Below are 25191 nucleotides of genomic sequence, written 5' to 3'. Positions count from 1 at the left end.
CGGCGATGCGGCCCTGGCGCTCGGCGTGGCGCGACTGCCGGGCGAGCTTGATCACCCCGGTAAAGCCGTAGGCCGGATCGTTCCGATCGGCGGGGCCAAGGGTCTCGCGGACCAGTTCACGCATGAATCCCATGCCGGTGGCGGTCAGCTGGGACAAGCGGTTCCAGTCTCGGCTCATCACCGGCGCGACCAGGCCGGCGGGATTGCCCGACCCCCCGCCGGCGGGGGCGGACCCGGATTCGAACACCTCCACGGGAAGCCCGCGGCCCGCGGCCAAGTGGGCCAGTGAAGCGCCGGCCATCCCTGCACCGACCACCGCGATGCGCCGACCGTCCGCGTGCCCTGTCGATGACGCCGACGTTCCGCCGGCCGCGTGCCGGCCGACCAGCATGTCGCGCTTGCGTCCGAAACCCGGCCGCTTCTCGGTGTCGAATCCCGCGGCACCGAGGGCATCGACCACCCGCCGGGCAGCCGAGTAGGTCGCCGCCGTCGCGCCCGGCGCGGCGCGGCGCCCCAGCTCGACCAAAAGCGCCTCGTCCCAGAGTTCGGGGTTGCGCGCCGGCGCGAAGCCGTCGAGGAAGAAGGCGTCGAACGCCCCGTCGATCTGGGGAAGCTGGTCGCGGGCGTCGCCCCAGACCAGGGTCAGGCGAATGCGACCACCGGCGAGCAACCGGCGATGGAAGCCGGGAATCGCGTCCGGCCATTGCCCGTGCAGCTGTTCCTGCAGCCGTGCCAGTCGCGCCGGACCGCCCTCGTCCAGGGCGGGATGCTCGTCGAGCCAGCGGGCGGCCAACTCGCACTGAGCCCGCCCCAGTCGGGGCAGGTCCTGCCGGGCGATGGGATGCTTCTCGAGGCTGACGAAATCCAGTTGCGCGTCGGCCGGCGCGGTCGCGAGGAAGACGAGCGCCGTGGCAAGGAAGTTGCGGCCGGTGCCGAAACCCGTTTCCAGTATCCGGCTGGCCCGGCCGTCGGCGAAGCGCTCGGGAAGGTCGTTCCCGTGGATGAACACGTGTTCGCTCTCGCCGAAACCGCCCTCGCGGGAGAAGTAGACGTCGGAATACAAGGAACTGGTCGGGGTGGTGGCATCGTCCCCCCACTCCAGCCGCGCCGACGACAGCGGCCAGCCCGGTGCGACCGTGGACTGGTCCACCTCAGGCGGACTCGGGGACCTGCGTGATCACCACGCGCCGCCGATGCGGCTGCGCCCGATGCTCCCAGAGGAAGATGCCCTGCCAGGTGCCCAGCAGCAGGCGACCGTTCTGCACCGGGATGGTCAGCTCGTGTCCGGCGACCAGCGTGCGGAAATGCGCCGCCATGTCGTCCGGCCCCTCGTCGTCGTGGCGATAGGCGGGGTCGCCATCCGGCGCAATGCGCTGGATCAGGGTCTCGAGATCGATCCGCACGTCGGGCGAGGCGTTCTCGCAGAGAATCAGCGAGGCACTGGTGTGCTGCAGGAACAGGTGACAGAGACCCGAGCCGGACAACTCGCGGTCCACCTCCCGCGTGATGTTGGTGAACCCGCGTCCGGGTGTACTGAGTTCGATGATCCTTGGCATGAAGGCATTCTACCAGCGGTCAGGCGACTCTGGCGGGGATCAGGGTTGTTCCCCCGGTGCCGACCCGTCGGCCGTCAGCGCGTCGCGCAGCTCGTCGGGCTCACAGGCCTCGTCGATGCGATGCACTTCCCCTTCCCCGGACAGCTGGAACAGGGTGACGCAACCATCGGTGGCAGGCAGCGTGTCGGCCACACCCTCTTCGCGGATGAGCGTCACCGGGTAATCGCGATCCTTGAGGGCCGGCATGGCGATGAGCTTCGTGATCAGCCCCGGCATGCGGCTGATATCGGAAAGGTAGATGATCTCCCCCGCGCGCAGGGCATCGCCGGCGATCTCGCCCAGCGTGCCCGAAAGGTCATCGTCGGCCTGCTTGGAGCCGGAGAAGATGATCAGCGTGGCCTCGCCCGGTACGGCGTGCTCGTCGCCGAACTGGTCCTCGAGATCAAGCATGGGAAAACGCTCGCCCGGGACGAGCACCGGCTGGCCCTCCTCGGCATTCGCGAATGGACTGGCAGCCATCAGGGCCAGCGCCATGGCCAGGGCCGGCTGGAGGAAACGGTGGGAGGCGGAACGACGCAGCATGGCGACCTCTTTCAACGGTATGGGGGGCAGCAATCCTATCAGTCCGGATGATACCCCATAAGTTCCCGGGGTCAGTCGTCCCGCTGCTCGCGCCGCCCCCGCAGGGCAAGACTCAGCGTACTCGGGTCGATGTACTCGAGCTCGCCGCCCATGGGTACGCCCTGGGCGAGCCGCGTCACCTTCAGGCCGCGGGCCTGCGCGAGTTCCGTCACGTAGCCGGCGGTCGCCTCGCCCTCGATGGTGGCGCTGGTGGCCAGTATCACCTCCTCCAGGGCCGGGTCGGCCAGCCGCGTCTCGAGCTGGTCGAGCTGCAGCTCCTCCGGGCCGATGCCGTCGAGTGGCGAGAGCCGACCGAGCAGGAGAAAGTAGCGCCCCTGAAAGGCGCCGGACTGCTCGATCGCGATCCAGTCGGCCGGCGACTCGACCACGCACAGCAGCGCATCGTCGCGTCGCTCGTCGGCACAGATCGGGCAGAGGTCACCCTCGGTGAATACCCGGCAGGAACGACAGTGGCCGAGCGTCTCGAGCGCCTGCTCGATCGCCCGCGCGAGGTTGGCCGCCCCGGCTCGATCGCGCTCGAGCAGGTGGAGGGCCATGCGTTGCGCGGTCTTCTGGCCCACGGTGGGCAGGCAGCGCAGCGCGTCGATGAGTTGCTGGAATCCGGGCGAGAATTGCACGGGCGGGTCTCCGGAACGAGAAACGCCCGAACCGTGGTGGATCGGGCGACGGGACGGACGAGTCCGTGATCAAAACGGCATCTTGAAGCCCGGCGGCAGGTTCATGCCGGCCGTCATGCCCGACATCTTTTCCTGCTGCTCCTGCTCGATGCGACGGGAGGCGTCGTTGATCGCCGCGGCGATCAGGTCCTCGAGCATCTCCTTGTCGTCCTCGAGCAGGCTGGGGTCGATCTCCACCCGGCGGGCCTCGTGCTTGCCGGTCATGGTGACCTTGACCAGGCCGCCACCGGACTGCCCCTCGACCTCCATATTGGCGACTTCTTCCTGCATGCGCTGCATGTTTTCCTGCATCGCCTGCGCCTGTTTCATCAGATTACCCATACCACCTTTCATCTGCGGTCTCCTGCTGGCTGTTGTTCGTTGGCATGCTCGCCCTGCTCGACCGGGCGAACGGAATCGGGAAGCAGCTCGGCGCCGGCACGCTCGGTCAGCACGCGAGCGGACGGATGCGAGCGGACGGACTGTTCGCGCGCGTCCCGCGCGGCCCGCTCGTTCTGCTCGCGGATCTCGGCCGGCGTGGGGCCGTCGACGGCGGGCGCCCTCGGGGCCGGAGCGGCCTCGGCCCGCCGCTCGACGGGCGAACCGAACACGAAGCGGACCGGCTGGGTCACGCCCAGCCGCTTGAGTTGCGTCACTAGGCGATCCTGCGTGCTCTTCGAGGCCATCGACCGGAATCCCGGGTCGATGGTCAGCACCACCGTGTCCGAGTCCAGCGAGGCGTGGCAGCGTTCGGCCAGGCTGCGGGCCGGCATCGGCAGGCGCGAGACGAGCTCCGGCCACCTGTCGGGGTCGAAGGCCCGGGGGCTGTCGACCTCGCCGGCCGATGCGGAAGCTACCCCGGGATCGGCCGACGGTCCCGCAGGATTATCGGAACCGGCGGGCGATCGGGAGGCGTCGGGCACCGTCCGGTCGGGAACGTTCGGCTCCGCCGGTGGCGTCGACCACCTCGCCGCGACGTCAACGGCCGGGCTGGCCTCGGGCCTCGTTTCGGGTCCGGGTTCGGGCCGGGCCCGCTCGGCCAGGCGATAGGCGGGTGCCGCGCCGGCATCGGCCACGTTGCCGACCGGGGCCGGGGCCGATGCCGGCCGGTCGACCGGCTGGAACGCCAGCATTCGCAGCAGGGTCATCTCCAGCCCGACACGGGCCGACGGCGCCCAGCCGATGTCCCGCCGTCCGCCGAGGGCAATCTGATACCAGAGCTGCAACGTCTGCGGGTCGACGTCGGGGGCCTTCGCGCCGGGTTCGGTCGAGTCGCCCGGGGGCAGCCACTGGGCCAGAGAGGCCCGGTGGACGCTCTCGGCCAGTTCGGCCAGCAGTCGCGCCGGGTCGACCGATCGCTCAAGGGCCTGGTCGACCAGCGCGAACAGCGCGTCGGCATCACCGGCGGCCAGCGCGTGCAGCAACGACTCGAGCAGGCGGCGGTCGGTCACGCCGAGCATGTCGGCCACGGCCTCGGCGTCGAGACGCCCGTCGCAGTAGCCGATTGCCTGGTCGAGCAGGCTCAGGGCATCGCGGATCGACCCGCCGGCGGACTCGGAGACCAGCCGCAGCGATTCGGCATCGCTCTCGATGCCCTCCTTCTCGAGGATATCGCCAAGGTAGCGCTGGATGTGCTGCTGCGGCAGCGCACGCAGGTTGAACTGCAGGCAGCGTGAAAGCACGGTGACCGGCAGTTTCTGCGGATCGGTGGTCGCGAGCAGGAACTTGACGTGTTCCGGCGGCTCCTCGAGCGTCTTGAGAAGCGCGTTGAAGCTTGCCGCCGAGAACATGTGCACTTCGTCGATCAGGTAGATCTTGAAGCGCCCCTTGACCGGCAGGTAGACGACGTTGTCCAGCAGCTCGCGGGTATCGTCGACCTTGGTGCGGGAGGCGGCGTCGACCTCGATCAGGTCGACGAAGCGTCCCGAGTCGATCTCGCGACAGGCATCACACTCGCCGCAGGGGCGGCTGGAGACGCCGCGCTCGCAGTTGAGCGCCTTGGCGAAGATGCGCGCGACCGTGGTCTTGCCGACGCCGCGCGTGCCCGTGAAGAGGTAGGCGTGGTGAAGGCGATCGCGATCCAGCGCGTTGGTGAGGGCCTGGAGCACGTGACCCTGGCCGACCATCTCGTCGAAACGCTTGGGTCGCCACTTGCGTGCCAGTACCAGGTAGCTCATAGATCGCAATCCAATTGGGTGGCACCCTGCATCCGCCGGTCTCCGGCGCCCGAATCGACCGCTACCGTTGCTCCCTTCCGGGCCTGGCGGAATTCACGGTGATCCGTCGCGAAGGGACGAACACAGGGCACCATTGGGTGGCGTCTCGGACCAGCGTTCACTGATCGGAAACGCGGGCGAAGAATAACATGCCGGACGCCCGGAAAACAGGCTGGTCCGGGACTACTCCGCGCCGAGGATCGCATCGAGGGCGGTCAGTAGCGCCGCGTTCTCCGGTTCACTACCGACCGTGATGCGCAGGTGGTCGCCGATGCGGGGACGGTCGAAATGGCGCACGATCACCTTGTGCCGGCGCAGGCCGGCCGCCAGATCGGCCCCGGCGTGGTCCGGGTGGCGCGCGAGCAGGAAGTTCGCGGCCGACGGCACCACCTCGAAGCCCCGGGCATTCAGCCCCGCCGCGAGCTCCTCGCGCATGCGGATGATCGCGGCACGGGTCCGCTCGAAGTGCGCCCGGTCCTCGAAGGCGGCGATCGCTCCCGCCTCGGCGAGTCGGTCGACCGGATAGGAGTTGAAGCTGTCCTTAACCCGGGTCAGCGCCTCGATCAGTCCCGACTGGCCAACGGCGAAACCGATCCGAAGGCCCGCGAGGGAGCGCGACTTCGAGAGTGTCTGGGTGACCAGCAGGTTCGGGTAGCGCCCGACCAGGGCGACGGCCGACTCCGCGCCGAAATCGACATAGGCCTCGTCGATGACCACCGCACAGTCGGCGAAATGCGCCGCGAGCCGCTCGACCTGCTCCAGCCCCAGGGCCCGGCCGGTCGGCGCATTGGGATTCGGCAGGATCACGCCACCGACACTGGAGGGGTCGATGCGGCACATGGCGTCCACGTCCACGGCCAGCGCCTCGTCGAGCGGCACGATCGTCGACTCGATGCCGTACAGCCGGCAGTAGACCGGGTAGAACGAGTAGGTGATGTCGGGAAAGACGATCGGCCGTCCCCGCTGGAACAGCGCGCGGAACAAGAACCCCAGCACCTCGTCCGAGCCGTTGCCGACGAAGACCTCGTCCAAGGCCACGCCGTGGTAGCCGGCCAGGCACTCCCGCAGGGCCTGGCTGGCCGGGTCCGGGTAGAGCCGCAGGCGCTCGTCGGCCGCCGCCCGGATCGCCTCGGTGACCCGGGACGACGGCGGAAACGGGTTCTCGTTGGTGTTGAGCTTGATCAACCCCTCGATGCGGGGCTGCTCGCCCGGAACGTAGGGCGTCAGCCCGACCAGGTCGTCCGACCAGAATCGCTGCCTGTCCGACCGCATGCTCATTCCCCGGATTCGATCCGGTAGCGGGCGGACTGCGCGTGGGCATCCAGGCCCTCGGCGCGGGCCAGGCAGTCGGCGGTCACGCCCAGCTCGGCCGCGCCGGCCGGCGAACAGTGGATGATGCTCGAGCGCTTCTGGAAGTCGTAGACCCCCAGCGGCGAGGAGAACCGCGCCGTGCCGGAGGTCGGCAGGACGTGGTTCGGCCCGGCGCAGTAGTCGCCCAGCGCCTCGGCGGTGTAGCGCCCGACGAAGATCGCCCCGGCGTTACGAATCTCGCCGAGCCGGTCTTCGGCTCCCTCGAAGGAGAGCTCGAGGTGTTCGGGCGCGATGCGGTTGACCAGTTCGATTGCCTGGTCGAGGTCGGCCACCTCGATCAGCGCCCCGCGCGAGCCGAGCGCCTTTTCGATGATCGCCGCCCGCGGCTGGTCGGGCAGCAGGCGCTCGATGGACGCGGTCACCGCGTCGAGGAATTCCGGGTCCGGGGCGACGAGGATCGACTGGGCCTGCTCGTCGTGCTCGGCCTGCGAGAACAGGTCCATGGCGATCCAGTCGGGATCGGTATGGCCGTCGCAGACGATCAGGATCTCGGAAGGCCCGGCGATCATGTCGATGCCCACCCGGCCGAAGACCTCGCGCTTGGCCGCGGCGACGAAGATGTTGCCCGGCCCGACGATCTTGTCCACCGCCGGGATGGTCTCGGTGCCGAAGGCCAGCGCGCCGACGGCCTGGGCGCCGCCGACGGTGAACACGCGGTCCACCCCGGCGATGCGCGCGGCGGCGAGCACGGTGTCGTTGAGCACGCCGTCGGGCGTGGGCACGACCATGACCACCTGCCCGACCCCGGCGACCTTCGCCGGGATCGCGTTCATCAGCACGGACGAGGGATAGGCCGCCTTGCCACCCGGGACGTACAGGCCGACGCGGTCGAGCGGGGTCACCTGCTGGCCGAGGACATTGCCGTTGTCCTCGGTGTAGGACCAGCTTTCCCCCTTCTGACGTTCGGCGTAGGCGCGCAGGCGTTTCGCCGCCAGTTCGAGGGCCTCGCGGACGTCGGCCGGGATGGCGTCCAGCGCCTGGTCGAGGCGTTCGATCGAGAACTCCAGTTCGCCGGCGCTGGTCACCTCCAGTCGGTCCAGGCGACGGGTGTGCTCGAGCACCGCGGCGTCGCCGTGCTTGCGGACATCCGCAAGGATGTCGCGAACGATGCCCTCGACCCGGGCGTCGGCCATGCCGGACCAGTCGAGCAGTTCGTCCAGTTGCCGGTCGAATCCCGCGGCGCGGGCGTTCATGCGACGGATCATGAGCGTTTCTCCTCGAGATAGGCTTCCACCCGCTCGACGAAGTCGGAGATCCGGGCGTGCTTGAGCTTCTGCGCGGCCCGGTTGACGATCAGGCGCGACGAGATGTCGGCGATGTGCTCCAGCGGCTCGAGGCCGTTGGCACGCAGCGTGTTGCCGGTGTCGACCACGTCGACGATGCAGTCGCCCAGGTCCACCAGCGGGGCCAGTTCCATCGAGCCGTAGAGCTTGATCAGCTCGATCTGGCGCCCCTTGTCGGCGAAGTGCGATTCCGCTGCCCGGGTGTACTTGGTCGCCACGCGAAGGCGGCCCGGACGGTCGAGCGCACCGGGTCGGCCGGCGACCATCAGCTTGCAGCGGGCAATCTCGAGATCGACCGGCTCGAACAGCCCGTCACCGCCGTGCTCGAACAGCACGTCCTTGCCGGCAACGCCGATGTCGGCGGCACCGTGCTGGACGTAGGTGGGCACGTCGGAGGCACGCAGGATCAGCAGGCGCACGCTGGGGTCGCTGGTTTCCAGGATCAGCTTGCGGCTCTTGTCCGGATCGTCGAGCGGCTCGATGCCCACCGAGGCGAGCAGCGGCAGGGTCTCCTTGAAGATGCGCCCCTTGGAGAGGGCGACGACGATCTCGTTGGTCGGGTCAGTTTGGGACATGGCGATCAGTTGTTGATCCGTTGGATGTTGGCCCCGAGCCGGGAAAGCTTTTCCTCGATCGACTCGTAGCCGCGGTCAATGTGGTAGATGCGGTTGACGACGGTCTCCCCGCGGGCCACCAGCCCGGCCAGGACCAGGCTGGCCGAGGCGCGCAGGTCGGTGGCCATGATCGGGGCGCCGGACAGTGACTCGACCCCGCGGATCACGGCCGTGTTGCCCTCGATGTGGATGTCGGCCCCCATCCGCTGGATCTCCTGGACGTGCATGAAGCGGTTCTCGAAGATCGTCTCGACCACCGTGGAGGTGCCCTCGGCGACCGCATTCATGGCGACGAACTGGGCCTGCATGTCGGTGGGGAACCCCGGATGCGGCGCGGTGCGGATGTCGACAGCCTTCGGCCGCTTGCCGTGCATGTCGAGACGGATCCAGTCCTCGCCCACCTCGAGGTCCGCACCGGCTTGTTCGAGCTTGGCCAGCACCGCGTCGAGCAGGTCGGGACGCGTGTCCCGCGCCAGGATGCGCCCGCGGGTCATGGCGGCGGCCACCAGGTAGGTACCGGTCTCGATCCGGTCGGGCAGCACGCGGTAGCGAACGCCATGCAGGCGCTCGACCCCGTGGATGCGGATCACGTCGCTGCCGGCGCCGCGGATATCCGCCCCCATCGCGTTGAGGAAACGCGCCAGGTCGACCACCTCAGGTTCGCGCGCGGCGTTCTCCAGCACCGTCTCGCCCCTGGCGAAGACGGCCGCCATCAGGAGGTTCTCGGTGCCGGTCACCGTCACCTGGTCAAGCACGATGCGTGCACCGACCAGCTGCTCGGCGGACGTCTCGATGTACCCGCCCTCGACGCGAACGTCGGCACCCAGCGCCTCCAGTCCGCGCAGGTGGATGTCGACAGGACGGGTGCCGATCGCGCAACCGCCGGGCAGCGAGACCCGCGCCTTGCCGAAGCGCGCGAGCATCGGGCCGAGCACCAGGATGGAGGCACGCATGGTGCGGACGAGATCGTAGGGCGCCTCGAGGGTGTCGACCGTGGTCGCGTCGATCTCGACGCTCATCTGGTCGCCCACCGTGAGCGTTGCCCCCATGCGGCCGAGCAGCTCCATGGTGGTGGTGACGTCCTGCAGGTGCGGGACGTTCTCGATGGTGACCGGCGAGTCGGCCAGCAGGGAGGCGGCCATCATGGGCAGCACGGCGTTCTTGGCGCCGGAGATGCGAATCTCGCCGTCGATGGGAACGCCACCGCGAATCAGGAGCTTGTTCATGGGTTGCGATCAGGTCTCAGCCGGAGGTGGGCAGATCGTCCAGGCCGGATTGGAGGTTCATCAGGTCAGCGAGACCGTAGACACCGATCATCTGGCGCATGGAACTGGGGGCGTGAGTGTATCGCAGACGGACCCCTTTTGCCTCCGCCCGGGCCTGCAGCGCGGTCAGCCAGGCCAGCCCGGCGGTGTCCAGCCGCTCGACCCGGCCGAGGTGCACGTCGAACTCGGGTCCGACGACCCCCTCGGGCAACACCGGCGCGACCCGGTCGAGGCCGGCGCGCACCAGGGAGCCGGCGATCAGCAACTGACCGGCCTCGATGCGACAGGACCAGGCGGGGGCCGTCTCGCTCATGCCCGGCTCACTCCTCGTTCTGTTCGCGCAGCGTGCGGACCAGACTGTCGAGCCCGTCGCGCTGGACCTTCTGCGCGAAGCTGCCACGGTAGTTGTTCACCAGGCTGATGCCGTCGACGACCACGTCGTACGATTTCCACTCGCCGTCGACCACCACGAGCCGATAGGCCACCGGTACGGTCCCCAGGTCGCCACCGGACACCTCGGTCTCCACCCGCAGCTCGTTCTCGCCATCGGCGCGCGATCCGGTGATCTCGATCTCCTGGTCGCCGAGTTCCGAGAGCGGACCGGCGTAGGTCCGCACGAGCAGGCGCTGGAATTCCCGAGTGAATGCCCGGATCTGTTCCGGGCTCGCCTGACGGTAGTAGCGTCCCAGCACCAGGCGCGTCATGCGCTCGGAATCCACGTGCGGGAGCAGGATCCGGTCGACGATCTCCAGCAGCTCGTCCGGGTCCGACTCGACGGCCGCCCGGTTCTCGGCGATCTCGGCGATGACCCGCTCGGCCGTTTCCTCGACCAGCACGCGGGCCTCCTCCTCCGTGGGCTCGGCGTGGACGGCGGGCGAGGCGACCAGCAGGGTCGGCAGCGCCAGGAGGAGCGCGAGGACGCGCCCGATGAACGGTCTGTCATCACGAAGGGACGTTGCTTGCATGGGAATCACTTACTCTTGCGGATAGTCACCGGTCGCCACGGCCAGCTGGGCGACGCTCATGTTGAAATCGTTGATCGCGCGGAAATACTCCGCCTGGGCCTCGGTATTGGCCCGCACGGCATCCGCGAGCTTGCCGCCGTCGATCAGGCCGGCCTGGAAGTCCATGAAGCTGGACACCATCCACCGCCGGGAGTTGTCGCGGGTTCTGGCCAGCGCCTCGATCTGCTGGTCCAAGCCCACGCTCTCGTGGTAGGCCTCGGCCACCTGGAACGGGATGCCCTGGCGGGCGAGCTGGGACTTGGCCACCACTTCCTGCATCTGCGCCTCGGCCTCGCTCACTCGGGCACGATGCACGCCGGGATTGAACTCCCACTGCACCCCGATGACCGGGGTGGCATACGCGTTGTTGAGCGGCTGATGGATGTAGGGATTGTCCAGCCGCTCGCGCCCCGGGGTGTAGGCACCGCCGGCCGCCAGTCCCGCGTAGACATTCGGATACTTGTCGCGCTTGCGGGCCTCGATCAGGCTGCGCACGGCCTCCTGCCCGGTCTCGGCCATGAACATCTCCGGGCGGTGGGCCAGGGCCTGCTCGGCCAGATCCTGAAGCGACGACGACGGCCCGTCGATCGGCTCGATGCCGCGTTCGGCGACCTCCAGTTCCTCGTCGATGGGCACGCCGATGATCGTCTTCAACCCGTCGAGCGCGACTGCCTCGACACTGCCGGCCTGGGCAATGTAGCGGTCGAGGTTGCCCAGTCCCGTCTCGAGGGCGTAGAGGTCGCTCATCGGCGCATCGCCGCGTTCGGCCTTCGCCTGCATCCGATCGCGCGTCTTCACCACCTGCCGGCGGACTCCCTCGAGCATCCGGCGCGTGTCACGCGCGGTCAAAAGGCCCCACCAGGCCCGGCGCACCGTCAGCCAGGTCTCGCCGCGCGCGATCGATACCTCCGCGGCACTCACGTCCCGGTTCAAGTCGGCCGCCCGCTTGTAGTTCTCGAACTTGCCGAAGCTGTAGAGCGGCTGGATGATCGTCGCGGTGAGCCCCGTGGTGACCGTGACCCCCTCGTCGAGATCCAGCCCGTCGTCGCGTAGCGTGCAGCCCTCCGGAGGACAGGTGTTGGTCCCGTTCGTGAAGATGCCGTCCGACGCCTTCGGTGCCAGCCCGGCATAGAGGTTGGCCGACACGCGCGGGCCGCCCTCGCCCAGCACCCGCTCGATCAGTGCCTGGGCGCGGGCGACGTTTGCCTTCTGCTCGTCGATGCGCGGATCCGAGGACAGCGCTAGCTCGGTGGCCTCCTCCAGCGTGATCGGCCTGTCGACGGCCTGGGACAGCGACGGCAGCGCCGCGCCCGCCACGCCGACGGCCAGGGCCAGCCCGCGTCCGAATGTCTGCAGTACGTGTTTCATTGTCATTCACTTGCCTTGTCGAACAGGAACCGGGAGACCACGCTCTCGAGGATGATCGCGGACTGGGTCATGGTAATACGGTCGCCATCCTCGAGTGACTCGAGCGCCCCGCCCGGGGAGATCTCGACGTACTTCGCCCCGAGCAGCCCGGACGTGTAGATGTTCGCGAAGGAATCGGTGGGCAGGTTGTCGTAGCGATCGTCGATGACCATGCGGACCTCGGCCTCGAAGGTCTCGGTATGCAGTTCGATCGAATCGACGCGCCCGATGGTCAGGCCGGCCAGCTTGACCGGTGACTTCTCGGTTAGACCGCCAACGTTGTCGAAACGCGCCAGCACCTCGTAGCCGGCCACCCGGCTGGCGCCGAAATTGCTCCACTGCAAGGCCATTACCAGCAGGGCGGCGATCCCGGCGAGCACGAACAGCCCCACCACCAGCTCGACTCCGCGTTGCACATTCATTACGTATCAGGCCCCAAACATGAAAGCGGTCATCACAAAATCCAGCCCCAGCACCGCCAGCGAGCTCAGGACCACGGTCTGCGTGGTCGCCCGAGCCATGCCGCTCGCGGTGGGTTCGGCCTCGTAGCCCTCGAACGCGGCGATCAGGGCGATCACCGCGCCGAAGGCGAACGACTTGAGGGCACCCTGCCCCACGTCGTCCCAGGCGGCCATCTGCTCGGCGATCTGCCCCCAGTAGGACGACGGATCGACGCCGAGCACCACCACCCCGATCAGGTAGCCACCGATGATACCCACCAGCGAGAACAGCGCGGCAAGCAGCGGCACCGAGATCAGCGCCCCCCAGAAACGGGGGCCGATCACCCGTCGCATCGGGTCGACGGCCATCATCTCCAGCGCGGCAAGCTGCTCGGTGGTCTTCATCAGCGCGATCTCGGCCGTGATCGCCGAGCCGGCGCGCCCGGCGAACAGCAGGGCGGCGACCACCGGCCCGAGTTCGCGGACCAGCGACAGGGCCACCATCACCCCGAGTGACTCGCTCGCGTTGAACTTGTCGAGGATGTGGTAACCCTGCAGTCCCAGCACCAGTCCGACGAACCCGCCGGCGACGAGAATGATGACCAGCGACAGCACGCCCGCCGCGTAGACCTGCTGGACGACGTCGCGCGGCCGGGTCCAGCTCGGAAAGAGCACCCAGCCCAGACGCCCGGCGAACAGGCCCATCGAGCCGGCGTGCCGGACGCCGCCGATGGCCATCCGGCCCAGTTTCGCCATCGGGTCGAGCAACGCACTCACGAGCGTCCCTCCAGGCCGAGTGCCTCGCCCATGGACTTAGCGGCCGAACCGGCCGTCAGGGGGCCGTCCGGCGCCCCGTCGAGGAACTGCGCCAGCGCCGGCTCGTCATCCCGTTGCGCCAGCACCTCCTCCGGGGTCCCGGAGCCGATGAATCGCCCTCCGGCCAGCACCACCACGCGATCGGCAATGCTCATCGCTTCCTGGACATCGTGGGTGACCACGACGCTAGTCAGCCCGAGGGCATCGTTCAGGTGCCGGATCAGTCGCAACAGCACCCCCATGCTCACGGGATCCTGGCCGGCAAAGGGTTCATCGTAGAGCATCAGCGCCGGGTCTAGGGCCATGGCGCGGGCCAGCGCGGCACGGCGGGCCATTCCGCCGGACAGTTCCGCAGGATACTTGTCGCGCGCCTCGCGCAGCCCCACGGCCTCCAGCTTGAACAGCACGATCCGGTCGATCAGCTCCGGGTCGAGACGCGAGTGGGCTTGCAGGGGAAAGGCGACGTTTTCGCCGACGGTCAGGTCGGTGAACAGCGCCCCGTTCTGGAACAGCACGCCCATCCGGCGTCGCAGGGCGTACAGCTCACGCCTCCGCGCTCTGCCCACGTTCACGCCATCGACCTCGACACGTCCCCGGGAAGCACGTACCTGCCCCCCGATCAGGCGCAGGAGAGTGGTCTTCCCGGTACCGGAAGGCCCGAGCACGACGGTCACCTGCCCGCGCGGCACGACCAGATCGACCTCCGAGAAGATCGGCTGCGCACCGCGCGAGAAGGACACTCCCTCGAGGCGGATCATCGCGTCGCGCTCGGCGACCGGGCTTGTGTCGACGGCATTCACAGCCCCATCAGCTCCGCCATGGTCTTCAACCGGTCGACGGTGGCGGTCGAGGGCGGCTCCCCGTCGACGAACAGCGCGCCCGGCCCCGGACACTGCCCCATGAAAGCTTCCAGCCACTCCCGGAGCTGGGCGGGATCGTCCGAGGCCGGGATCAAGCCCACGCGCGCCGCCCTGCCGGCGTCCCCGGTGCCGGGCCGCCATATCGGCGTGCTCTCGCTGCGGCGCAGGACCAGGTGGAAATCGCGAGCGGCGAGTTCGTCCCAGGCACCGGACCACCGGCTGTCGTCCACCACCACGACCACCGGGGCCGGAGCGTCGGCCAACTCGGCAAGCACGGTCTCGACGTCATCGGCTTGTGGCCCGACCCAGAGCGCGTCGTGTTCGTTGAGCAGGAAACCCACGCGCCACTCCGCCGGCATGTCCGGATCGAAAAACGCCGAGACCAGTGCAGGCGACTGGCGATTGCGAATGCCGAAGTGAATGGCTTTCATTCTTCGAAGCTGCTCCGTCCGGATGGTGGATCGATCCGCGGATCCAAAAACGCGGCCGTCGTTCATGGCAGAGCCGTGTCCGACGGCGGAGAATGATACACAGCCCGCGCCGGGATTGCCGCCCGGGATCACCAGCAAAGCGCGGCCGGAGCGCGCCTCGAGCCGGGCAGATGCAAGGCGACCATCCACCGCGGAAGGGTGATTCCCGCACCCTCGGATAGCAACGTAGCAGATGCCCAGCTCAAGGCGCGCAGAACGGAATCGGATTCGTGCAGGCCTTCCCTAGCGGATTTCCCGAACGAGCCGGAACCCGAGATTGAGGTCGAATTCGTTCTCGTGACGCGGGGCCCGCGAGGCACTGCGACAAGCCCCCGGGGGTTCGAACCACGATCCTCCGCGCACCACCCGCAGGCGCCGGTTGCGCTCGTCGGTGCTGCGGAAGGGATCATCACCGGCCTGTATCGACCCGGCGTAGGCATTGCGCCAGTGATCCTGCGTGTATTCCTGCACGTTGCCGTGCACCTCGTAAAGCCCCCAGGCGTTCGGTGGCAGGCTGCCCACCTCGACGGGGCGCCCCAGACCGCAGAGGAACAGCCCCCGGGTGCAATGTAGCCCCCCGGAGCAGTTGACCTGCTCGCGCCGGATCTTGTCGCCGAAGCAGAACATGCCGTCCGTGCCTGCCCGGGCCGCGTACTCCCACTCGGCCTCCGTCGGCAGCCGGTAGACCTGGCCGGTCTGCTCGCCGAGCCACTCGGCATAGGCCTCGGCGTCCCGAGCCGTGACGTTGAACATCGGATAGTCCGGGTTGTTCCAGCTGTAGGGACGCGGGCGGCGGTGGTTCGTGGCCTCGAGAAAGCGGTCGTACTCCCGCCGGCGGATCGCCCCGCGGGTGATCGCGAACGCCCGTTCGAAGCGCGCCTCGTGCCGAGGCTGCTCCCAGTCGCGAGCGCCGTGCTCGTCGGCGCGGGCGCCCATCCAGCACCCCCCCGGCGGGATCACCGCGAGCTGCGGGGCGGGCTCCCCGTCGGACAGTCGGTCGTTAAAGAACGGCGCGAGACCCGCGGCTCTCGCCGCCTCGCGCTGCCGCTCGACGATCAGGTCGGCCGCCTCCGCTTGTCTTGCAGTCGCTGCAGCCTGCATCAGGGTCACCTCCGGCTGGCTCACTTCGAATGGGACAGGATGCCTTCGGGGCCGCTGCCGCCCCCGGGCTGATATAATCCGAAACCCGAAAATACTAGCATGTCAGCCGGACCCTTCATGGAGCATCAAGCCATCCACCCCGACAACCTTCTCAGCATGGCCAGGCGCGTGGTCGAGATCGAGCAGAGCGCGGTGACCGCCTTGCTCGACCGCCTGGATCGATCCTTCGTCAAGGCCTGCCAGCTCATCCTCGGCTGCGAGGCCCGCGTCATCGTGACCGGCATGGGCAAGTCCGGCCACATCGGCGGCAAGATCGCCGCGACGCTGGCCAGCACCGGCACGCCCTCGTTCTTCGTCCACCCGGGCGAGGCCAGCCACGGCGACCTGGGGATGATCACCGATCGTGACGTGGTCATCGCCCTGTCGAACTCCGGCGAGACCGGCGAGATGCTCGCCATCCTCCCGGTCATCAAGCGCCTGGGCGTGCCGCTGCTCGCGATGACCGGGCGCCCCGACTCCACCCTCGCCCGCTCCGCGGACGTGCACCTGGACGTCGGCGTCGAGCGCGAGGCCTGCCCGCTCAACCTGGCCCCGACGGCGAGCACCACCGCCACGCTGGTCATGGGCGACGCCCTGGCGGTGGCCCTGCTCGATGCGCGCGGCTTCCAGCCCGAGGACTTCGCCCTCTCCCACCCGGGCGGGTCGCTCGGCCGACGCCTGCTGCTGCACGTGCGCGACGTGATGCACACCGGCGAACAGTTGCCGAGGGTCGGTCCCCGGCAGAGCGTCAAGCAGGCGCTGCTGGTGATGTCCTCCGGCGGGCTCGGCATGACGGCGGTCGTCGACGAGGAGGAGCGCCTCCTGGGGCTGTTCACCGACGGGGATCTCCGCCGGCTGCTCGACCGCAGCGACTTCGACCTCGACTGCCCGATCGAACGGGTGATGACCCCCGGCCCGCGCACCTGCCGCGAGAACGTCCTGGCCGCCGAGGCCATGGCCATCATGGAGCGCGACAAGATCAACGGGCTGCTGGTCGTGGATGCCGACGGGCGCCTCGTCGGCGCACTGAACATGCACGACCTGCTGCGGGCCGGGGTGGCATGATGGCGCGTCAAGACCTGACCTGGCTCGAGCGCGCCCAAGGCATCCGGTTGCTGGTGCTGGACGTCGACGGCGTGATGACCGACGGCCGGCTCCACTTCACCGAGGACGGCGACGAGCACAAGATCTTCCACAGCCGTGACGGTCACGGCATCAAGCTGATCCAGTCCCTCGGCGTGGACGTGGCCATCATCACCGGCCGCTCATCGCCGGCGGTCTCTCGACGCGCCGCGGACCTCGGCATCCAGCACGTGGTGCTGGGCGCCACGGACAAGGGCCAGGCGATCGAGGAACTCGCCCAGCTGCTCGACCTCGACCTTCTGGAGGTGGCGGCCATGGGAGACGACGTGCTCGACCTGCCCATGCTCAACCGCGCCGGGCTTTCCGCGACGGTGGCCGATGCCCCGCCGGTGATCCGCACCCGGGTCGACTGGGTCAGTCCCCTGCCCGGCGGGCACGGGGCCGTCCGCGCCCTGATCGACACGCTCATCGACGCCCGCGGACAGTGGGCCGAGATACTGGCCAGGCATTCGTGATCGTGCCGACCCGGATCTACCGGATCGCCCTTGCGCTCGGCGGGCTGGCCATGCTTGCCTGGCTGGCCTGGCACAACCTCGCCGACGAGCGCGCCCTGTTCGTCGAATCGACGGATGGCTACGCCCAGCGGATCGATGCCGCCCGCAGTTGGCAGTATGATGACCAGGGCCAGCTGGCCTACCGGCTCGTCTCGCCCACGGTCACTCACCTGGACGAGGCCGAGCGCTACCGGCTCGAATCCCCGGAGACCACCCTGTTCGACGAGCGTCCGTCTCCACCCTGGACACTCAATGCCGATCACGGCGAGGTGCGCGACAAGGGCGGCGTCGTGGATCTGCAGGACAACGTCATCGCGCACCGCGATCCCTTCGAGGAAACCGGGCGTCTCGAATTGCGCAGCGAGGCGATGCGCATCCACCCGAACGGACGGCGAGCCGAGAGTCGAACGCCGACCCGACTGAGCGAGATCGACGCGGACGGGGCCATGCGCTGGACCAGCGACTCCGAGCGGCTCGACCTCGACTGGGCGGCCGAACACCTGACCCAGACGGGCCGGGTCCGGGATCACATCGAACCGGCCAGCACGCCGTGAACGCCACCAGAGTCAACCAACGAGGGATGCCACCATGCTCCAGCTCGCCCCTTACCGCAACATGACACGCGAACCGACGCCCGGTGCCGCCGGCGGCCGGATGGCTGGCGCATGCCTGCTGGCCCTGGCCGTTTCCATGCTGGCCCCGGCGACCGGGCAGGCCGCGCAGGACGACCGCTCCGAACCCGTCAAGGTGCAGGCCGACAAGAAGGTGACACGCTACAAGGAAGGCAGCAGCGTCTACACCGGTGACGTGGTGATCGACCAGGGCAGCCTGCATGCCACCGGTGACCGGGCCACGCTCTACCTCGAGGACGGGGAACTCGTGCGGGCGGTGCTCGAGGGCAACCCGGCGACCTTCCGCGAGCGCGACGACGAGGGGAACCTCATCGAGGGCGAGGCCCTGAATGCCGACTACCGGACCGCCGACCGCGAGGTGATCCTCACCGGCGAGGCCTGGATGACACGGTCGGGCGACCGGATCAGCTCGAACCGCATCATCTACGACCTGGCCGACGAAGTGATCGAGGCCGGAGACAGCGAGGGCGGCTCCCGGGTGGACATGACCCTGCAACCGCGCAACGAGCCCGACGAGGACTGAGCAAGCCGATGGCCAGCAATCCGACCGAAGCAACGCAGCCCCGCGCCCTGCTCGAAGCCCGCTCGCTGTCGAAGACCTACGGCTCGCGCACGGTCGTCCGCGACGTCTCGCTGACGGTCAACGCCGGCGAGATCGTCGGCCTGCTCGGACCCAACGGGGCGGGCAAGACCACCAGCTTCTACATGATCGTCGGCCTGGTCGGGGCCGACCAGGGCGGCGTGTACCTCGACGGCCGCGACATCACCAGCACGCCGATCGACCAGCGGGCCCGGCTGGGCCTCGGCTACCTGCCCCAGGAGGCGTCGGTGTTCCGCAAGCTCAGCGTGCGGCAGAACATCCTGGCGATTCTCGAGCTGCGCGAGGATCTTGACCGCCGCAGCCGCCGGAAGGCCCTCGAGGAACTGCTCGACGACCTGAACATCGGCCACATCGCCGATTCCAAGGGCCAGGCCCTATCGGGGGGCGAACGCCGCCGCGTGGAGATCGCCCGGGCACTCGCCGCCAATCCCCGGGCCATGCTGCTCGACGAGCCCTTCGCCGGCATCGACCCCATTTCCGTGAACGACATCCAGCGCATCATCGAGCATCTCCGCGATCGCGGTATCGGGGTGCTCATCACCGACCATAACGTGCGCGAGACCCTGGGCGTCTGCGAGCGCGCCTACATCGTCTCCGACGGCACCATCCTCGCCCACGGCACGGCCGAGGAGCTTCTCGCCAACCAGTCCGTGCGCGATGTCTACCTGGGCCATGATTTCCGGCTCTGAACCGATCGCCGGCGCACTGTCACCGCCCTCCCGAATCGGCTAGACTGTTTCCATGCAAATTACGTGCAAGACCTGCGCTCCCAACGCCCCGACGGAGGCAATCGCAGCTGAAACCCCGTCCCCATTTGCAGAAAACAATGCTGTGAAACAGTCTGTTGCCGGAGATTATTCATGGCAGGCATGAAGGCAGGACTCGAACTGAGGATGGGCCAGTCGCTGGCCATGACGCCCCAGTTGCAGCAATCCATCCGCCTCCTGCAACTATCCACCGTCGAGTTGAGCCTGGAGATCCAGCAGACACTCGACAGCAATCCGCTGCTGGAAGTGGCGGACGAGTCGGACAACGGCGAAACGCAAGCCGGGGAAACGAGCACGACGGAGCAGGACCCCGGGGCAAAGGCCGGCGAGGCCCTGCTGGAGGACCGACAGGACAAGTCGGCCGACGAGAACCTGGTGGTCGACGCCTCCTGGGACGACTACTACGAACCGGACGGCGGCACCACTCTGAGCGCCCCTGCCCCCGGTGACGGCGACTACGACCCGTTTGCCACCCAGTCCACCGGCGAGGAAGACCTGCGCGACCACCTGCTCAGCCAGGTCCATCTCGCCTCGCTGTCCGAGACCGACCGGCATATCGCCACTGCCCTGATCGAGTCGATCGACCCCACCGGCTACCTGGGGGAATCGCTGGAAGAGATCGCCGCGTTGCTCCGGGAGGACCTGCCGGAGGTCGAGATCGACGAGGTCGAGGCGATGCTGCACTACATCCAGCACCTCGACCCGATCGGTGTCGGTGCGCGCTCGCTCAACGAATGCCTGCTGCTACAGATCGACCAGGAGCACCCCGACGACCCGGCCGCGGACGACGCCCGTGCCATCCTCGAGGGGGACCACCTGGAGGCCATCGCCCGTCGCGAACTGCCCCAGGTGACCCGCAGCCTCGGCATCGACCGGGAGGCGGCCGAGGCCGCCCTGCGCCTGATCCAGCGCCTCGACCCGCGCCCCGGGCTGTCCATCGGCGAGACGGAAGCCGACTACATCAAGCCCGACGTGATCGTCACCCATCGCGAGGACGGCTGGCACGTGGACCTCAACCCGGAGATCGCCCCCCGCCTGCGGGTCAACCAGACCTACGCCGGCCTGATCGATCGCTCCAGCCGCGGGGACGATGCCACCTACATCCGCAACCACCTGCAGGAGGCGCGCTGGTTCATCAAGAGCCTGAGAAGCCGCAACGAGACCCTGCTCAACGTCGCGCGCGAGATCGTCCGGCGACAGATGGACTTCCTCGAGCAGGGCGAGATCGCGATGAAGCCGATGGTGCTGCGCGAGATCGCCGAATCCCTCGACCTCCACGAGTCGACGGTCAGCCGCGTGACCACGCAGAAATACATGCTCACGCCGCGAGGCGTGTTCGAGTTCAAGTACTTCTTTTCCAGCCACGTGGGCACCAGTGACGGCGGGGAATGCTCCTCCACGGCCATCCGCGCGCGCATCAAGAAGCTTGTCGAGGAGGAAAATCCGCGCAAGCCCTTGAGTGACGCGAAGATTGCAACCATGCTTGGAGAAGAGGGGATCGATGTGGCCCGACGCACGATCGCCAAGTACCGTGAGGCAATGGGCATTGCTTCATCCACTGACCGCAAGCGACTGATATAGCCGCACAAAACGGGAGTTGATCATGCAAATAGACATCACCGGTCATCATGTCGATGTCACCGAGGCCCTCAAGAGCCACGTTCACGAGAAGTTCGCGCGACTCGAGCGCCACTTCGACAAGCTGGTGGACATCCACGTGATCCTGACCGTCGAACGCAAGGACCTGCAGAAGGCCGAGGCGAACCTGTTCGTCAGCGGCCAGGACATGCATGCCGAGGCCATCACCGATGACATGTACGCCTCCATCGATGCCATGATCAACAAGCTCGACCGCCAGATCGTCAAGCACAAGGAAAAGCTCACGAGCCATCGTTGAGCATGACCGGCGACCCCACCGACCGGTCGCCGTGGTCCCGCCGAGGGGATTTCCGTCTCCACCGGCGGGACATCCCGCTCCGACACGCCCTTCAGGCACCCAGACACTGCCCCGTCCGGACGAACATCCGCCATGGTGTTGCAGACCGGTCACAAAACGCTATGATGCGCGCCGACCCGACATTTTCCCGCAGCGACCCACGAGCGATCCTCGTGACCCGTCGACCGACAGAGTGACGCATGAATACTGCCGACCTGTTCCCGATCCACCACATCCGGATCGACGAGCTGTACCAGAGCCGCAAGCGCGTGCTGGAGGTCCTCTCCGGCCTGCTCGCCGACGACGAGCTGGGTGGCGAGCACGCCACGCGCATCTTCGAGGCGCTGATCGCCCGTGAACGCCTGGGCTGCACCGCCATCGGCCACGGCATTGCCGTCCCCCACGGTCGTGTCGACGACATCCTGACGCCGCGGGGCGCCGTGATCCGACTGCGCGAGGGCGTGGATTTCGATGCCCCGGACGGCGCGCCGGTAACCCTCGTGATCGGCCTGGTGATCCCGGAAGACTGTCCGGAGCAGCACCTCGAGATACTCGGCCGACTGGCCCGTCACCTGAACGACCCGGACGAGCGCGACACCCTCATGCAGGCACAAAGTGCAGAGCGCGTGCACAGCCTGATGGTAGAGTGGCTCAAGGACAGCACCGAGGCACCGACGTCCTAGGGTCGATCTGCACGAGCCCGGCATCCCGCTACCGCGGGACCTGACGAATGGGCCCGTGCCCCCAACGGCACCGGCGAGCCATCGGGAGCCCACACTCGCAGACGGGTTCGCCATGACAGACAACACCCGACACCGACACCTGACGGCCTCCCCGGACGATGCCGAGTGGCAGGAAGCCCTTCCCCCGGACTGGTCGGAAGACCTTCGCGATGGGGAACGGCTGGTAGGCCCGGCAAACCCCTGGATCCCCACCCGCATCGCCCTGATCGACCGCTACCTCCGCGAGAGCCTCAACGATCTCGCGCAGGCCAACGGTCCCGATACCCGGCGCTCGCCTCGCCGGCTGGTCGTGCTCACCGAGATGTCGCAGGACGAAGCCGATCGCTGGCTCGAGCAGCACGGCCGGGCCGATGGCCCCGAATCGGCCACCCTCGTCATCAGCACCCCGGAGGGAAGCGGCTCGGTGGCCCGCCGTCTCCGGCGACTCTGCGGACGAGCACCCAGGGAATGGCGCCACGGGGTATTCATGGAGATCAGCGGCCTGGGGGTACTGATCCGCGGTGCGGCCGGGATCGGCAAGAGCGAGGTGGCGCTCGAGCTGATCACGCGGGGGCACCGCCTGGTGGCCGACGACGCTCCCTGCTTCCACGCCCGCGGCAACGAGGTCACCGGCTCCTGCCCCGACCGGCTGTTCGGCCTGCTCGAGGTGCGCGGCATCGGCATTCTGGACATCCGCGAACTCTTCGGCGCCAACGCCCTCAAGGCACGTAAGTACCTGCGCCTGATCGTGGACCTCTATCCGGCCGACAGCGGCAAGCCCATGGGCGCCGACCAGCGGCTGTTCGGCGACCGGGGCGCCGAGCGCATCGCCGGCCGTGAGATCCCGGTCTGGCGACTGCCGGTTGCGCCCGGTCGCAACCTGGCCGTGCTGCTCGAGGCGATCGTCCGGCAGCGCAATCTCGAGCGACAGCGCGGCTCGCGCCCGGCCAGTGACCGCGTGGCCAGCCTGCTGAGCGGTGGCGACGACGACACGGATTCGCCGGAGAAGTCCCGATGACGCGCACCACCCCTCGCCTGATCCTGGTGACCGGGCAGTCCGGCTCCGGCAAGTCGGTGGCGCTGGCCGCCCTGGAAGACAGCGGCTTCTACTGCATCGACAATCTCCCGCCGGACCTGCTCGACCACCTCGCCGAAAGCTACCTGGAAGGCGGCATCGCTGCCCGGGGCATCGCCATCAGCATCGACGCCCGCGCGCCCGAGCAATCGCTCGCCGGCCTGCCCCAGCGCATCGAGGATCTCAAGCAACGACTGCCGCAGCTCGCCGTGAACAGTGTCTTCCTCGAGGCGGACCAGCAGCGCCTGATCGCACGCTTCAGCGAGACGCGCCGCCGCCATCCCCTCTCCTACCAGATCGACAACCTGGTCGAGGCGATCTCGCGCGAAGGTCAGCTGCTGACCCCCATCCGGGCCTACGCCGACCTGGTCATCGACACCAGTCTGACCACCGTGCACCAGCTGCGTGAAGACGTTCGCTCGCGACTGGTCGGCGAGAAGGCCGCCGGACCACGGATCCTGATCCAGTCGTTCGGCTTCAAGTTCGGTATCCCGCTGGACTCCGATTTCCTGTTCGACGTGCGCTTTCTGCCCAACCCGCACTGGGACACCTCGCTTCGCCCCCACAGCGGACTCGACGAGACCGTGGTCAACTACCTCGAGCAGCACCCCGTCACCCACCAGACCCGCAGCCAGATCAGCGATTTCCTGTCGAACATCCTCGTCCAGGCGATCCGCAGCGACCGCAGCTACGTCACCTGTTCGGTGGGCTGCACGGGAGGCAAGCACCGCTCGGTCTACGTCGTCGAAAAGATCGCCCGGGATCTCAAGCCGACCTTCGACAACCTGGTCGTCAGGCACCGGGACCTGGCCAACCACTGACCGACCGATCCGGCGAACCGGGCGATACCGAATACGGCCTGTTCCTTACCGATTTTTCGGTATGATGCACGTTTTGGAAACGGCGGGACGTTCGCATTCCGGTCGACCTGGCGTTTCCCCCAGCGCTGCGTGAACGAGGAATCGACACGACGATGACCGTGGGAATACTGCTTATCTGCCACAACGACATCGGTGCGCAGCTGATCGAGACGGCCACCGACATGCTCGAGCGTGTTCCGACCCGGCTCGCGCATATCGACGTCAGGCAGGATGACGACCCCATCGACCTGCTCGCCAGCGCGCGGCGGCGAGTCGCCGAAATCGACTCCGGCGAGGGGGTGCTGGTGATGACCGACATGTTCGGGTCGACCCCATCCAACATCGCCCACCGCCTGCGTGACCAGCACGACGTGCAGGTGGTCTCCGGGGTCAACCTGCCGATGCTGGTGCGGGCGCTCAACTATCCCCGCCTAGGCCTGGACGAGATGACGCAAAAGGCCTGGACCGGCGGGCGTGACGGGATCATCCTGGACAACCGGCAGTAGCCGGCTAAAGCCACCACGGACCAGCAGGCATGAACGTTTCCCCCGCCATCACCCGAGAAATGACGCTCTGCAACAAGCGCGGCCTTCACGCCCGGGCGGCCGCCCGGTTCGCGGCCACCGCCGAGCAGTTCGAGAGCGACATCGAGGTGTCGTTCAACGAGCGCCGCGTCAACGGCAAGTCGATCATGGGCCTGATGATGCTGGCCGCCGCCTGCGGCAAGACCATCGAGGTCACCGGCCGCGGACCCGATGCCGACGAGGCGATCGAGGCGATCGCCGCGCTCGTCGGGGCCCGCTTCCATGAATCCGAATAGAACCAACGGGGTACACGATGCAACGCAGAGGCAATCAGGCGAAAGACGGCTACGTCGGCCTGGACAACGACCGCGACGGCGGCATGACCTTCCACGGACGTCTCGTGCTCGATGCACGGGTGTTCGGCCTGATCCCGGAAGACGAGACCTGCGAAGGCTGGGAACTCGGGCGGTTGCAGGGCTTGGCCGACAAGGTGAACGCCGAGTGGGACAAGTACGGTGGCGGCATCCCGAGCCTGCTGCCCGACGACCTACGCGCCCGTCACGCCCGCATCTACGAGGCACAGTTGGAAAAGGCCCGGGAAGCGGGCTGGGACCCGGACGCCCAGATCGAGGAAGACTGAACCTCCACCCTCGCATGCAGAAGGCCGCCCGTTCGACGTGTGAACCGGGCGGCCTTT

Annotated in this window: 31 protein-coding genes and 1 other RNA gene; 13 read left to right on the top strand and 19 right to left on the bottom strand. The window is 68.1% G+C overall.

Annotated features, from left to right (window positions below; genetic code table 11):
- From mnmD to ACLFMY_RS00740, 19 genes are all read right to left on the bottom strand, one after another.
- A partial coding sequence (mnmD, locus tag ACLFMY_RS00830) for a tRNA (5-methylaminomethyl-2-thiouridine)(34)-methyltransferase MnmD (protein ID WP_410762609.1) occupies nt 1–1150 on the bottom strand: 1150 nt, incomplete at its 3' end.
- A 1-nt stretch (nt 1151) separates the two neighbouring features.
- Nucleotides 1152–1556, bottom strand: coding sequence for a secondary thiamine-phosphate synthase enzyme YjbQ (locus tag ACLFMY_RS00825; protein ID WP_410762608.1), 405 nt, complete (start codon nt 1554–1556; stop codon nt 1152–1154).
- Nucleotides 1557–1595: 39 nt separating this feature from the next.
- Nucleotides 1596–2138 carry a hypothetical protein gene (locus ACLFMY_RS00820; protein ID WP_410762607.1) on the bottom strand — a complete coding sequence of 181 codons (543 nt, stop codon included), beginning with the start codon at nt 2136–2138 and terminating at the stop codon, nt 1596–1598.
- Nucleotides 2139–2209: 71 nt separating this feature from the next.
- Nucleotides 2210–2815: a recombination mediator RecR gene (gene recR / locus ACLFMY_RS00815; RefSeq protein WP_410762606.1), complete on the bottom strand. Its 606-nt coding sequence runs from the start codon at nt 2813–2815 to the stop codon at nt 2210–2212.
- Between the two features lie 69 nt (nt 2816–2884).
- Nucleotides 2885–3208 carry a YbaB/EbfC family nucleoid-associated protein gene (locus tag ACLFMY_RS00810; RefSeq protein WP_410762605.1) on the bottom strand — a complete coding sequence of 108 codons (324 nt, stop codon included), beginning with the start codon at nt 3206–3208 and terminating at the stop codon, nt 2885–2887.
- Entirely contained in the window at nt 3205–5031 is a 1827-nt protein-coding gene (gene dnaX, locus ACLFMY_RS00805; RefSeq protein ID WP_410762604.1) for a DNA polymerase III subunit gamma/tau, read from the bottom strand. Before dnaX ends, ACLFMY_RS00810 begins: the two co-directional genes overlap by 4 nt.
- 26 nt (nt 5032–5057) lie before the next feature.
- Nucleotides 5058–5154: signal recognition particle sRNA small type (gene ffs / locus ACLFMY_RS00800), an RNA gene on the bottom strand.
- Nucleotides 5155–5253: 99 nt separating this feature from the next.
- Complete coding sequence (gene hisC / locus ACLFMY_RS00795) at nt 5254–6348, bottom strand: histidinol-phosphate transaminase (protein WP_410762603.1); 1095 nt, start codon at nt 6346–6348, stop codon at nt 5254–5256.
- A complete protein-coding gene (hisD, locus tag ACLFMY_RS00790) occupies nt 6345–7646 on the bottom strand; it encodes a histidinol dehydrogenase (protein WP_410762602.1) in 1302 nt (433 codons plus the stop codon). The genes hisC and hisD overlap by 4 nt, the downstream gene beginning before the upstream one ends.
- Nucleotides 7643–8299, bottom strand: a complete 657-nt coding sequence (gene hisG / locus ACLFMY_RS00785; RefSeq protein WP_410762601.1) for an ATP phosphoribosyltransferase — start codon at nt 8297–8299, stop codon at nt 7643–7645. Before hisG ends, hisD begins: the two co-directional genes overlap by 4 nt.
- A 5-nt stretch (nt 8300–8304) precedes the next feature.
- The gene (gene murA, locus ACLFMY_RS00780; RefSeq protein ID WP_410762600.1) at nt 8305–9564 is read right to left on the bottom strand and encodes a UDP-N-acetylglucosamine 1-carboxyvinyltransferase; all 1260 of its coding nucleotides are present in this window, start codon (nt 9562–9564) and stop codon (nt 8305–8307) included.
- Between the two features lie 16 nt (nt 9565–9580).
- The gene (locus tag ACLFMY_RS00775; RefSeq protein WP_410762599.1) at nt 9581–9916 is read right to left on the bottom strand and encodes a lipid asymmetry maintenance protein MlaB; all 336 of its coding nucleotides are present in this window, start codon (nt 9914–9916) and stop codon (nt 9581–9583) included.
- 7 nt (nt 9917–9923) lie between these two features.
- Nucleotides 9924–10568 carry a phospholipid-binding protein MlaC gene (locus tag ACLFMY_RS00770; protein ID WP_410762598.1) on the bottom strand — a complete coding sequence of 215 codons (645 nt, stop codon included), beginning with the start codon at nt 10566–10568 and terminating at the stop codon, nt 9924–9926.
- 9 nt (nt 10569–10577) lie between these two features.
- Complete coding sequence (locus tag ACLFMY_RS00765) at nt 10578–11975, bottom strand: TolC family protein (protein WP_410762597.1); 1398 nt, start codon at nt 11973–11975, stop codon at nt 10578–10580.
- Between the two features lie 2 nt (nt 11976–11977).
- A complete protein-coding gene (gene mlaD, locus ACLFMY_RS00760; protein WP_410762596.1) occupies nt 11978–12436 on the bottom strand; it encodes an outer membrane lipid asymmetry maintenance protein MlaD in 459 nt (152 codons plus the stop codon).
- A 6-nt stretch (nt 12437–12442) separates the two neighbouring features.
- Nucleotides 12443–13222, bottom strand: coding sequence for a lipid asymmetry maintenance ABC transporter permease subunit MlaE (gene mlaE / locus ACLFMY_RS00755; RefSeq protein ID WP_410762612.1), 780 nt, complete (start codon nt 13220–13222; stop codon nt 12443–12445).
- Nucleotides 13223–13227: 5 nt separating this feature from the next.
- Complete coding sequence (locus ACLFMY_RS00750; protein ID WP_410762595.1) at nt 13228–14070, bottom strand: ABC transporter ATP-binding protein; 843 nt, start codon at nt 14068–14070, stop codon at nt 13228–13230.
- On the bottom strand, nt 14067–14561 hold the full coding sequence (locus ACLFMY_RS00745) for a hypothetical protein (protein ID WP_410762594.1): 495 nt from the start codon (nt 14559–14561) through the stop codon (nt 14067–14069). The genes ACLFMY_RS00750 and ACLFMY_RS00745 overlap by 4 nt, the downstream gene beginning before the upstream one ends.
- A gap of 282 nt (nt 14562–14843) precedes the next feature.
- A complete protein-coding gene (locus ACLFMY_RS00740; RefSeq protein WP_410762593.1) occupies nt 14844–15701 on the bottom strand; it encodes a formylglycine-generating enzyme family protein in 858 nt (285 codons plus the stop codon).
- A 99-nt stretch (nt 15702–15800) separates the two neighbouring features.
- Here ACLFMY_RS00740 and ACLFMY_RS00735 point away from each other — a divergent pair, with 99 nt between their 5' ends.
- The 13 genes from ACLFMY_RS00735 (at nt 15801) to ACLFMY_RS00675 (ending at nt 25134) form a co-directional block, all read left to right on the top strand.
- Nucleotides 15801–16805: an SIS domain-containing protein gene (locus ACLFMY_RS00735; RefSeq protein WP_410762592.1), complete on the top strand. Its 1005-nt coding sequence runs from the start codon at nt 15801–15803 to the stop codon at nt 16803–16805.
- Nucleotides 16802–17338: a KdsC family phosphatase gene (locus ACLFMY_RS00730; protein WP_410762591.1), complete on the top strand. Its 537-nt coding sequence runs from the start codon at nt 16802–16804 to the stop codon at nt 17336–17338. Before ACLFMY_RS00735 ends, ACLFMY_RS00730 begins: the two co-directional genes overlap by 4 nt.
- A complete protein-coding gene (gene lptC / locus ACLFMY_RS00725; protein ID WP_410762590.1) occupies nt 17335–17931 on the top strand; it encodes an LPS export ABC transporter periplasmic protein LptC in 597 nt (198 codons plus the stop codon). The genes ACLFMY_RS00730 and lptC overlap by 4 nt, the downstream gene beginning before the upstream one ends.
- A 34-nt stretch (nt 17932–17965) precedes the next feature.
- Nucleotides 17966–18532 carry a lipopolysaccharide transport periplasmic protein LptA gene (gene lptA / locus ACLFMY_RS00720; RefSeq protein ID WP_410762589.1) on the top strand — a complete coding sequence of 189 codons (567 nt, stop codon included), beginning with the start codon at nt 17966–17968 and terminating at the stop codon, nt 18530–18532.
- A gap of 8 nt (nt 18533–18540) precedes the next feature.
- The gene (gene lptB, locus ACLFMY_RS00715) at nt 18541–19299 is read left to right on the top strand and encodes an LPS export ABC transporter ATP-binding protein (RefSeq protein WP_410762588.1); all 759 of its coding nucleotides are present in this window, start codon (nt 18541–18543) and stop codon (nt 19297–19299) included.
- Nucleotides 19300–19479: 180 nt separating this feature from the next.
- Nucleotides 19480–20958, top strand: coding sequence for an RNA polymerase factor sigma-54 (locus tag ACLFMY_RS00710; RefSeq protein WP_410762611.1), 1479 nt, complete (start codon nt 19480–19482; stop codon nt 20956–20958).
- Between the two features lie 22 nt (nt 20959–20980).
- Nucleotides 20981–21274, top strand: coding sequence for a ribosome hibernation-promoting factor, HPF/YfiA family (gene hpf, locus ACLFMY_RS00705; protein ID WP_410762587.1), 294 nt, complete (start codon nt 20981–20983; stop codon nt 21272–21274).
- Nucleotides 21275–21513: 239 nt separating this feature from the next.
- A complete protein-coding gene (locus tag ACLFMY_RS00700; protein WP_410762586.1) occupies nt 21514–21996 on the top strand; it encodes a PTS sugar transporter subunit IIA in 483 nt (160 codons plus the stop codon).
- Nucleotides 21997–22108: 112 nt separating this feature from the next.
- Nucleotides 22109–23053 carry an HPr(Ser) kinase/phosphatase gene (locus tag ACLFMY_RS00695; protein WP_410762585.1) on the top strand — a complete coding sequence of 315 codons (945 nt, stop codon included), beginning with the start codon at nt 22109–22111 and terminating at the stop codon, nt 23051–23053.
- A complete protein-coding gene (rapZ, locus tag ACLFMY_RS00690; protein WP_410762584.1) occupies nt 23050–23931 on the top strand; it encodes an RNase adapter RapZ in 882 nt (293 codons plus the stop codon). Before ACLFMY_RS00695 ends, rapZ begins: the two co-directional genes overlap by 4 nt.
- A 152-nt stretch (nt 23932–24083) precedes the next feature.
- Nucleotides 24084–24476 carry a PTS sugar transporter subunit IIA gene (locus tag ACLFMY_RS00685; RefSeq protein ID WP_410762583.1) on the top strand — a complete coding sequence of 131 codons (393 nt, stop codon included), beginning with the start codon at nt 24084–24086 and terminating at the stop codon, nt 24474–24476.
- 29 nt (nt 24477–24505) lie between these two features.
- Nucleotides 24506–24790: an HPr family phosphocarrier protein gene (locus ACLFMY_RS00680; RefSeq protein ID WP_410762582.1), complete on the top strand. Its 285-nt coding sequence runs from the start codon at nt 24506–24508 to the stop codon at nt 24788–24790.
- 17 nt (nt 24791–24807) lie between these two features.
- A complete protein-coding gene (locus tag ACLFMY_RS00675; protein WP_410762581.1) occupies nt 24808–25134 on the top strand; it encodes a hypothetical protein in 327 nt (108 codons plus the stop codon).
- Nucleotides 25135–25191 lie beyond the last annotated feature (57 nt).

The sequence above is a fragment of the Guyparkeria sp. genome, assembly GCF_046545975.1.
In the GTDB taxonomy this organism is placed as follows: domain Bacteria; phylum Pseudomonadota; class Gammaproteobacteria; order Halothiobacillales; family Halothiobacillaceae; genus Guyparkeria.
The sequence above is the reverse complement of the archived record's forward strand: the minus strand, read 5'-3'. Positions and strand labels throughout refer to the sequence as shown.

What these genes read in the sequence shown, in the direction of transcription:
- ACLFMY_RS00825 (WP_410762608.1), bottom strand. Translation starts at nt 1,556, where the DNA reads ATGCCAAGGATCATCGAACTCAGTACACCCGGACGCGGGTTCACCAAC.
- ACLFMY_RS00820 (WP_410762607.1), bottom strand. Translation starts at nt 2,138, where the DNA reads ATGCTGCGTCGTTCCGCCTCCCACCGTTTCCTCCAGCCGGCCCTGGCC.
- ACLFMY_RS00810 (WP_410762605.1), bottom strand. Translation starts at nt 3,208, where the DNA reads ATGAAAGGTGGTATGGGTAATCTGATGAAACAGGCGCAGGCGATGCAG.
- dnaX (WP_410762604.1), bottom strand. Translation starts at nt 5,031, where the DNA reads ATGAGCTACCTGGTACTGGCACGCAAGTGGCGACCCAAGCGTTTCGAC.
- hisC (WP_410762603.1), bottom strand. Translation starts at nt 6,348, where the DNA reads ATGAGCATGCGGTCGGACAGGCAGCGATTCTGGTCGGACGACCTGGTC.
- hisD (WP_410762602.1), bottom strand. Translation starts at nt 7,646, where the DNA reads ATGATCCGTCGCATGAACGCCCGCGCCGCGGGATTCGACCGGCAACTG.
- hisG (WP_410762601.1), bottom strand. Translation starts at nt 8,299, where the DNA reads ATGTCCCAAACTGACCCGACCAACGAGATCGTCGTCGCCCTCTCCAAG.
- murA (WP_410762600.1), bottom strand. Translation starts at nt 9,564, where the DNA reads ATGAACAAGCTCCTGATTCGCGGTGGCGTTCCCATCGACGGCGAGATT.
- ACLFMY_RS00775 (WP_410762599.1), bottom strand. Translation starts at nt 9,916, where the DNA reads ATGAGCGAGACGGCCCCCGCCTGGTCCTGTCGCATCGAGGCCGGTCAG.
- ACLFMY_RS00770 (WP_410762598.1), bottom strand. Translation starts at nt 10,568, where the DNA reads ATGCAAGCAACGTCCCTTCGTGATGACAGACCGTTCATCGGGCGCGTC.
- ACLFMY_RS00765 (WP_410762597.1), bottom strand. Translation starts at nt 11,975, where the DNA reads ATGAAACACGTACTGCAGACATTCGGACGCGGGCTGGCCCTGGCCGTC.
- mlaD (WP_410762596.1), bottom strand. Translation starts at nt 12,436, where the DNA reads ATGAATGTGCAACGCGGAGTCGAGCTGGTGGTGGGGCTGTTCGTGCTC.
- ACLFMY_RS00745 (WP_410762594.1), bottom strand. Translation starts at nt 14,561, where the DNA reads ATGAAAGCCATTCACTTCGGCATTCGCAATCGCCAGTCGCCTGCACTG.
- ACLFMY_RS00740 (WP_410762593.1), bottom strand. Translation starts at nt 15,701, where the DNA reads ATGCAGGCTGCAGCGACTGCAAGACAAGCGGAGGCGGCCGACCTGATC.
- ACLFMY_RS00735 (WP_410762592.1), top strand. Translation starts at nt 15,801, where the DNA reads ATGTCAGCCGGACCCTTCATGGAGCATCAAGCCATCCACCCCGACAAC.
- ACLFMY_RS00730 (WP_410762591.1), top strand. Translation starts at nt 16,802, where the DNA reads ATGATGGCGCGTCAAGACCTGACCTGGCTCGAGCGCGCCCAAGGCATC.
- lptA (WP_410762589.1), top strand. Translation starts at nt 17,966, where the DNA reads ATGCTCCAGCTCGCCCCTTACCGCAACATGACACGCGAACCGACGCCC.
- lptB (WP_410762588.1), top strand. Translation starts at nt 18,541, where the DNA reads ATGGCCAGCAATCCGACCGAAGCAACGCAGCCCCGCGCCCTGCTCGAA.
- ACLFMY_RS00710 (WP_410762611.1), top strand. Translation starts at nt 19,480, where the DNA reads ATGAAGGCAGGACTCGAACTGAGGATGGGCCAGTCGCTGGCCATGACG.
- hpf (WP_410762587.1), top strand. Translation starts at nt 20,981, where the DNA reads ATGCAAATAGACATCACCGGTCATCATGTCGATGTCACCGAGGCCCTC.
- ACLFMY_RS00700 (WP_410762586.1), top strand. Translation starts at nt 21,514, where the DNA reads ATGAATACTGCCGACCTGTTCCCGATCCACCACATCCGGATCGACGAG.
- ACLFMY_RS00695 (WP_410762585.1), top strand. Translation starts at nt 22,109, where the DNA reads ATGACAGACAACACCCGACACCGACACCTGACGGCCTCCCCGGACGAT.
- rapZ (WP_410762584.1), top strand. Translation starts at nt 23,050, where the DNA reads ATGACGCGCACCACCCCTCGCCTGATCCTGGTGACCGGGCAGTCCGGC.
- ACLFMY_RS00685 (WP_410762583.1), top strand. Translation starts at nt 24,084, where the DNA reads ATGACCGTGGGAATACTGCTTATCTGCCACAACGACATCGGTGCGCAG.
- ACLFMY_RS00680 (WP_410762582.1), top strand. Translation starts at nt 24,506, where the DNA reads ATGAACGTTTCCCCCGCCATCACCCGAGAAATGACGCTCTGCAACAAG.
- ACLFMY_RS00675 (WP_410762581.1), top strand. Translation starts at nt 24,808, where the DNA reads ATGCAACGCAGAGGCAATCAGGCGAAAGACGGCTACGTCGGCCTGGAC.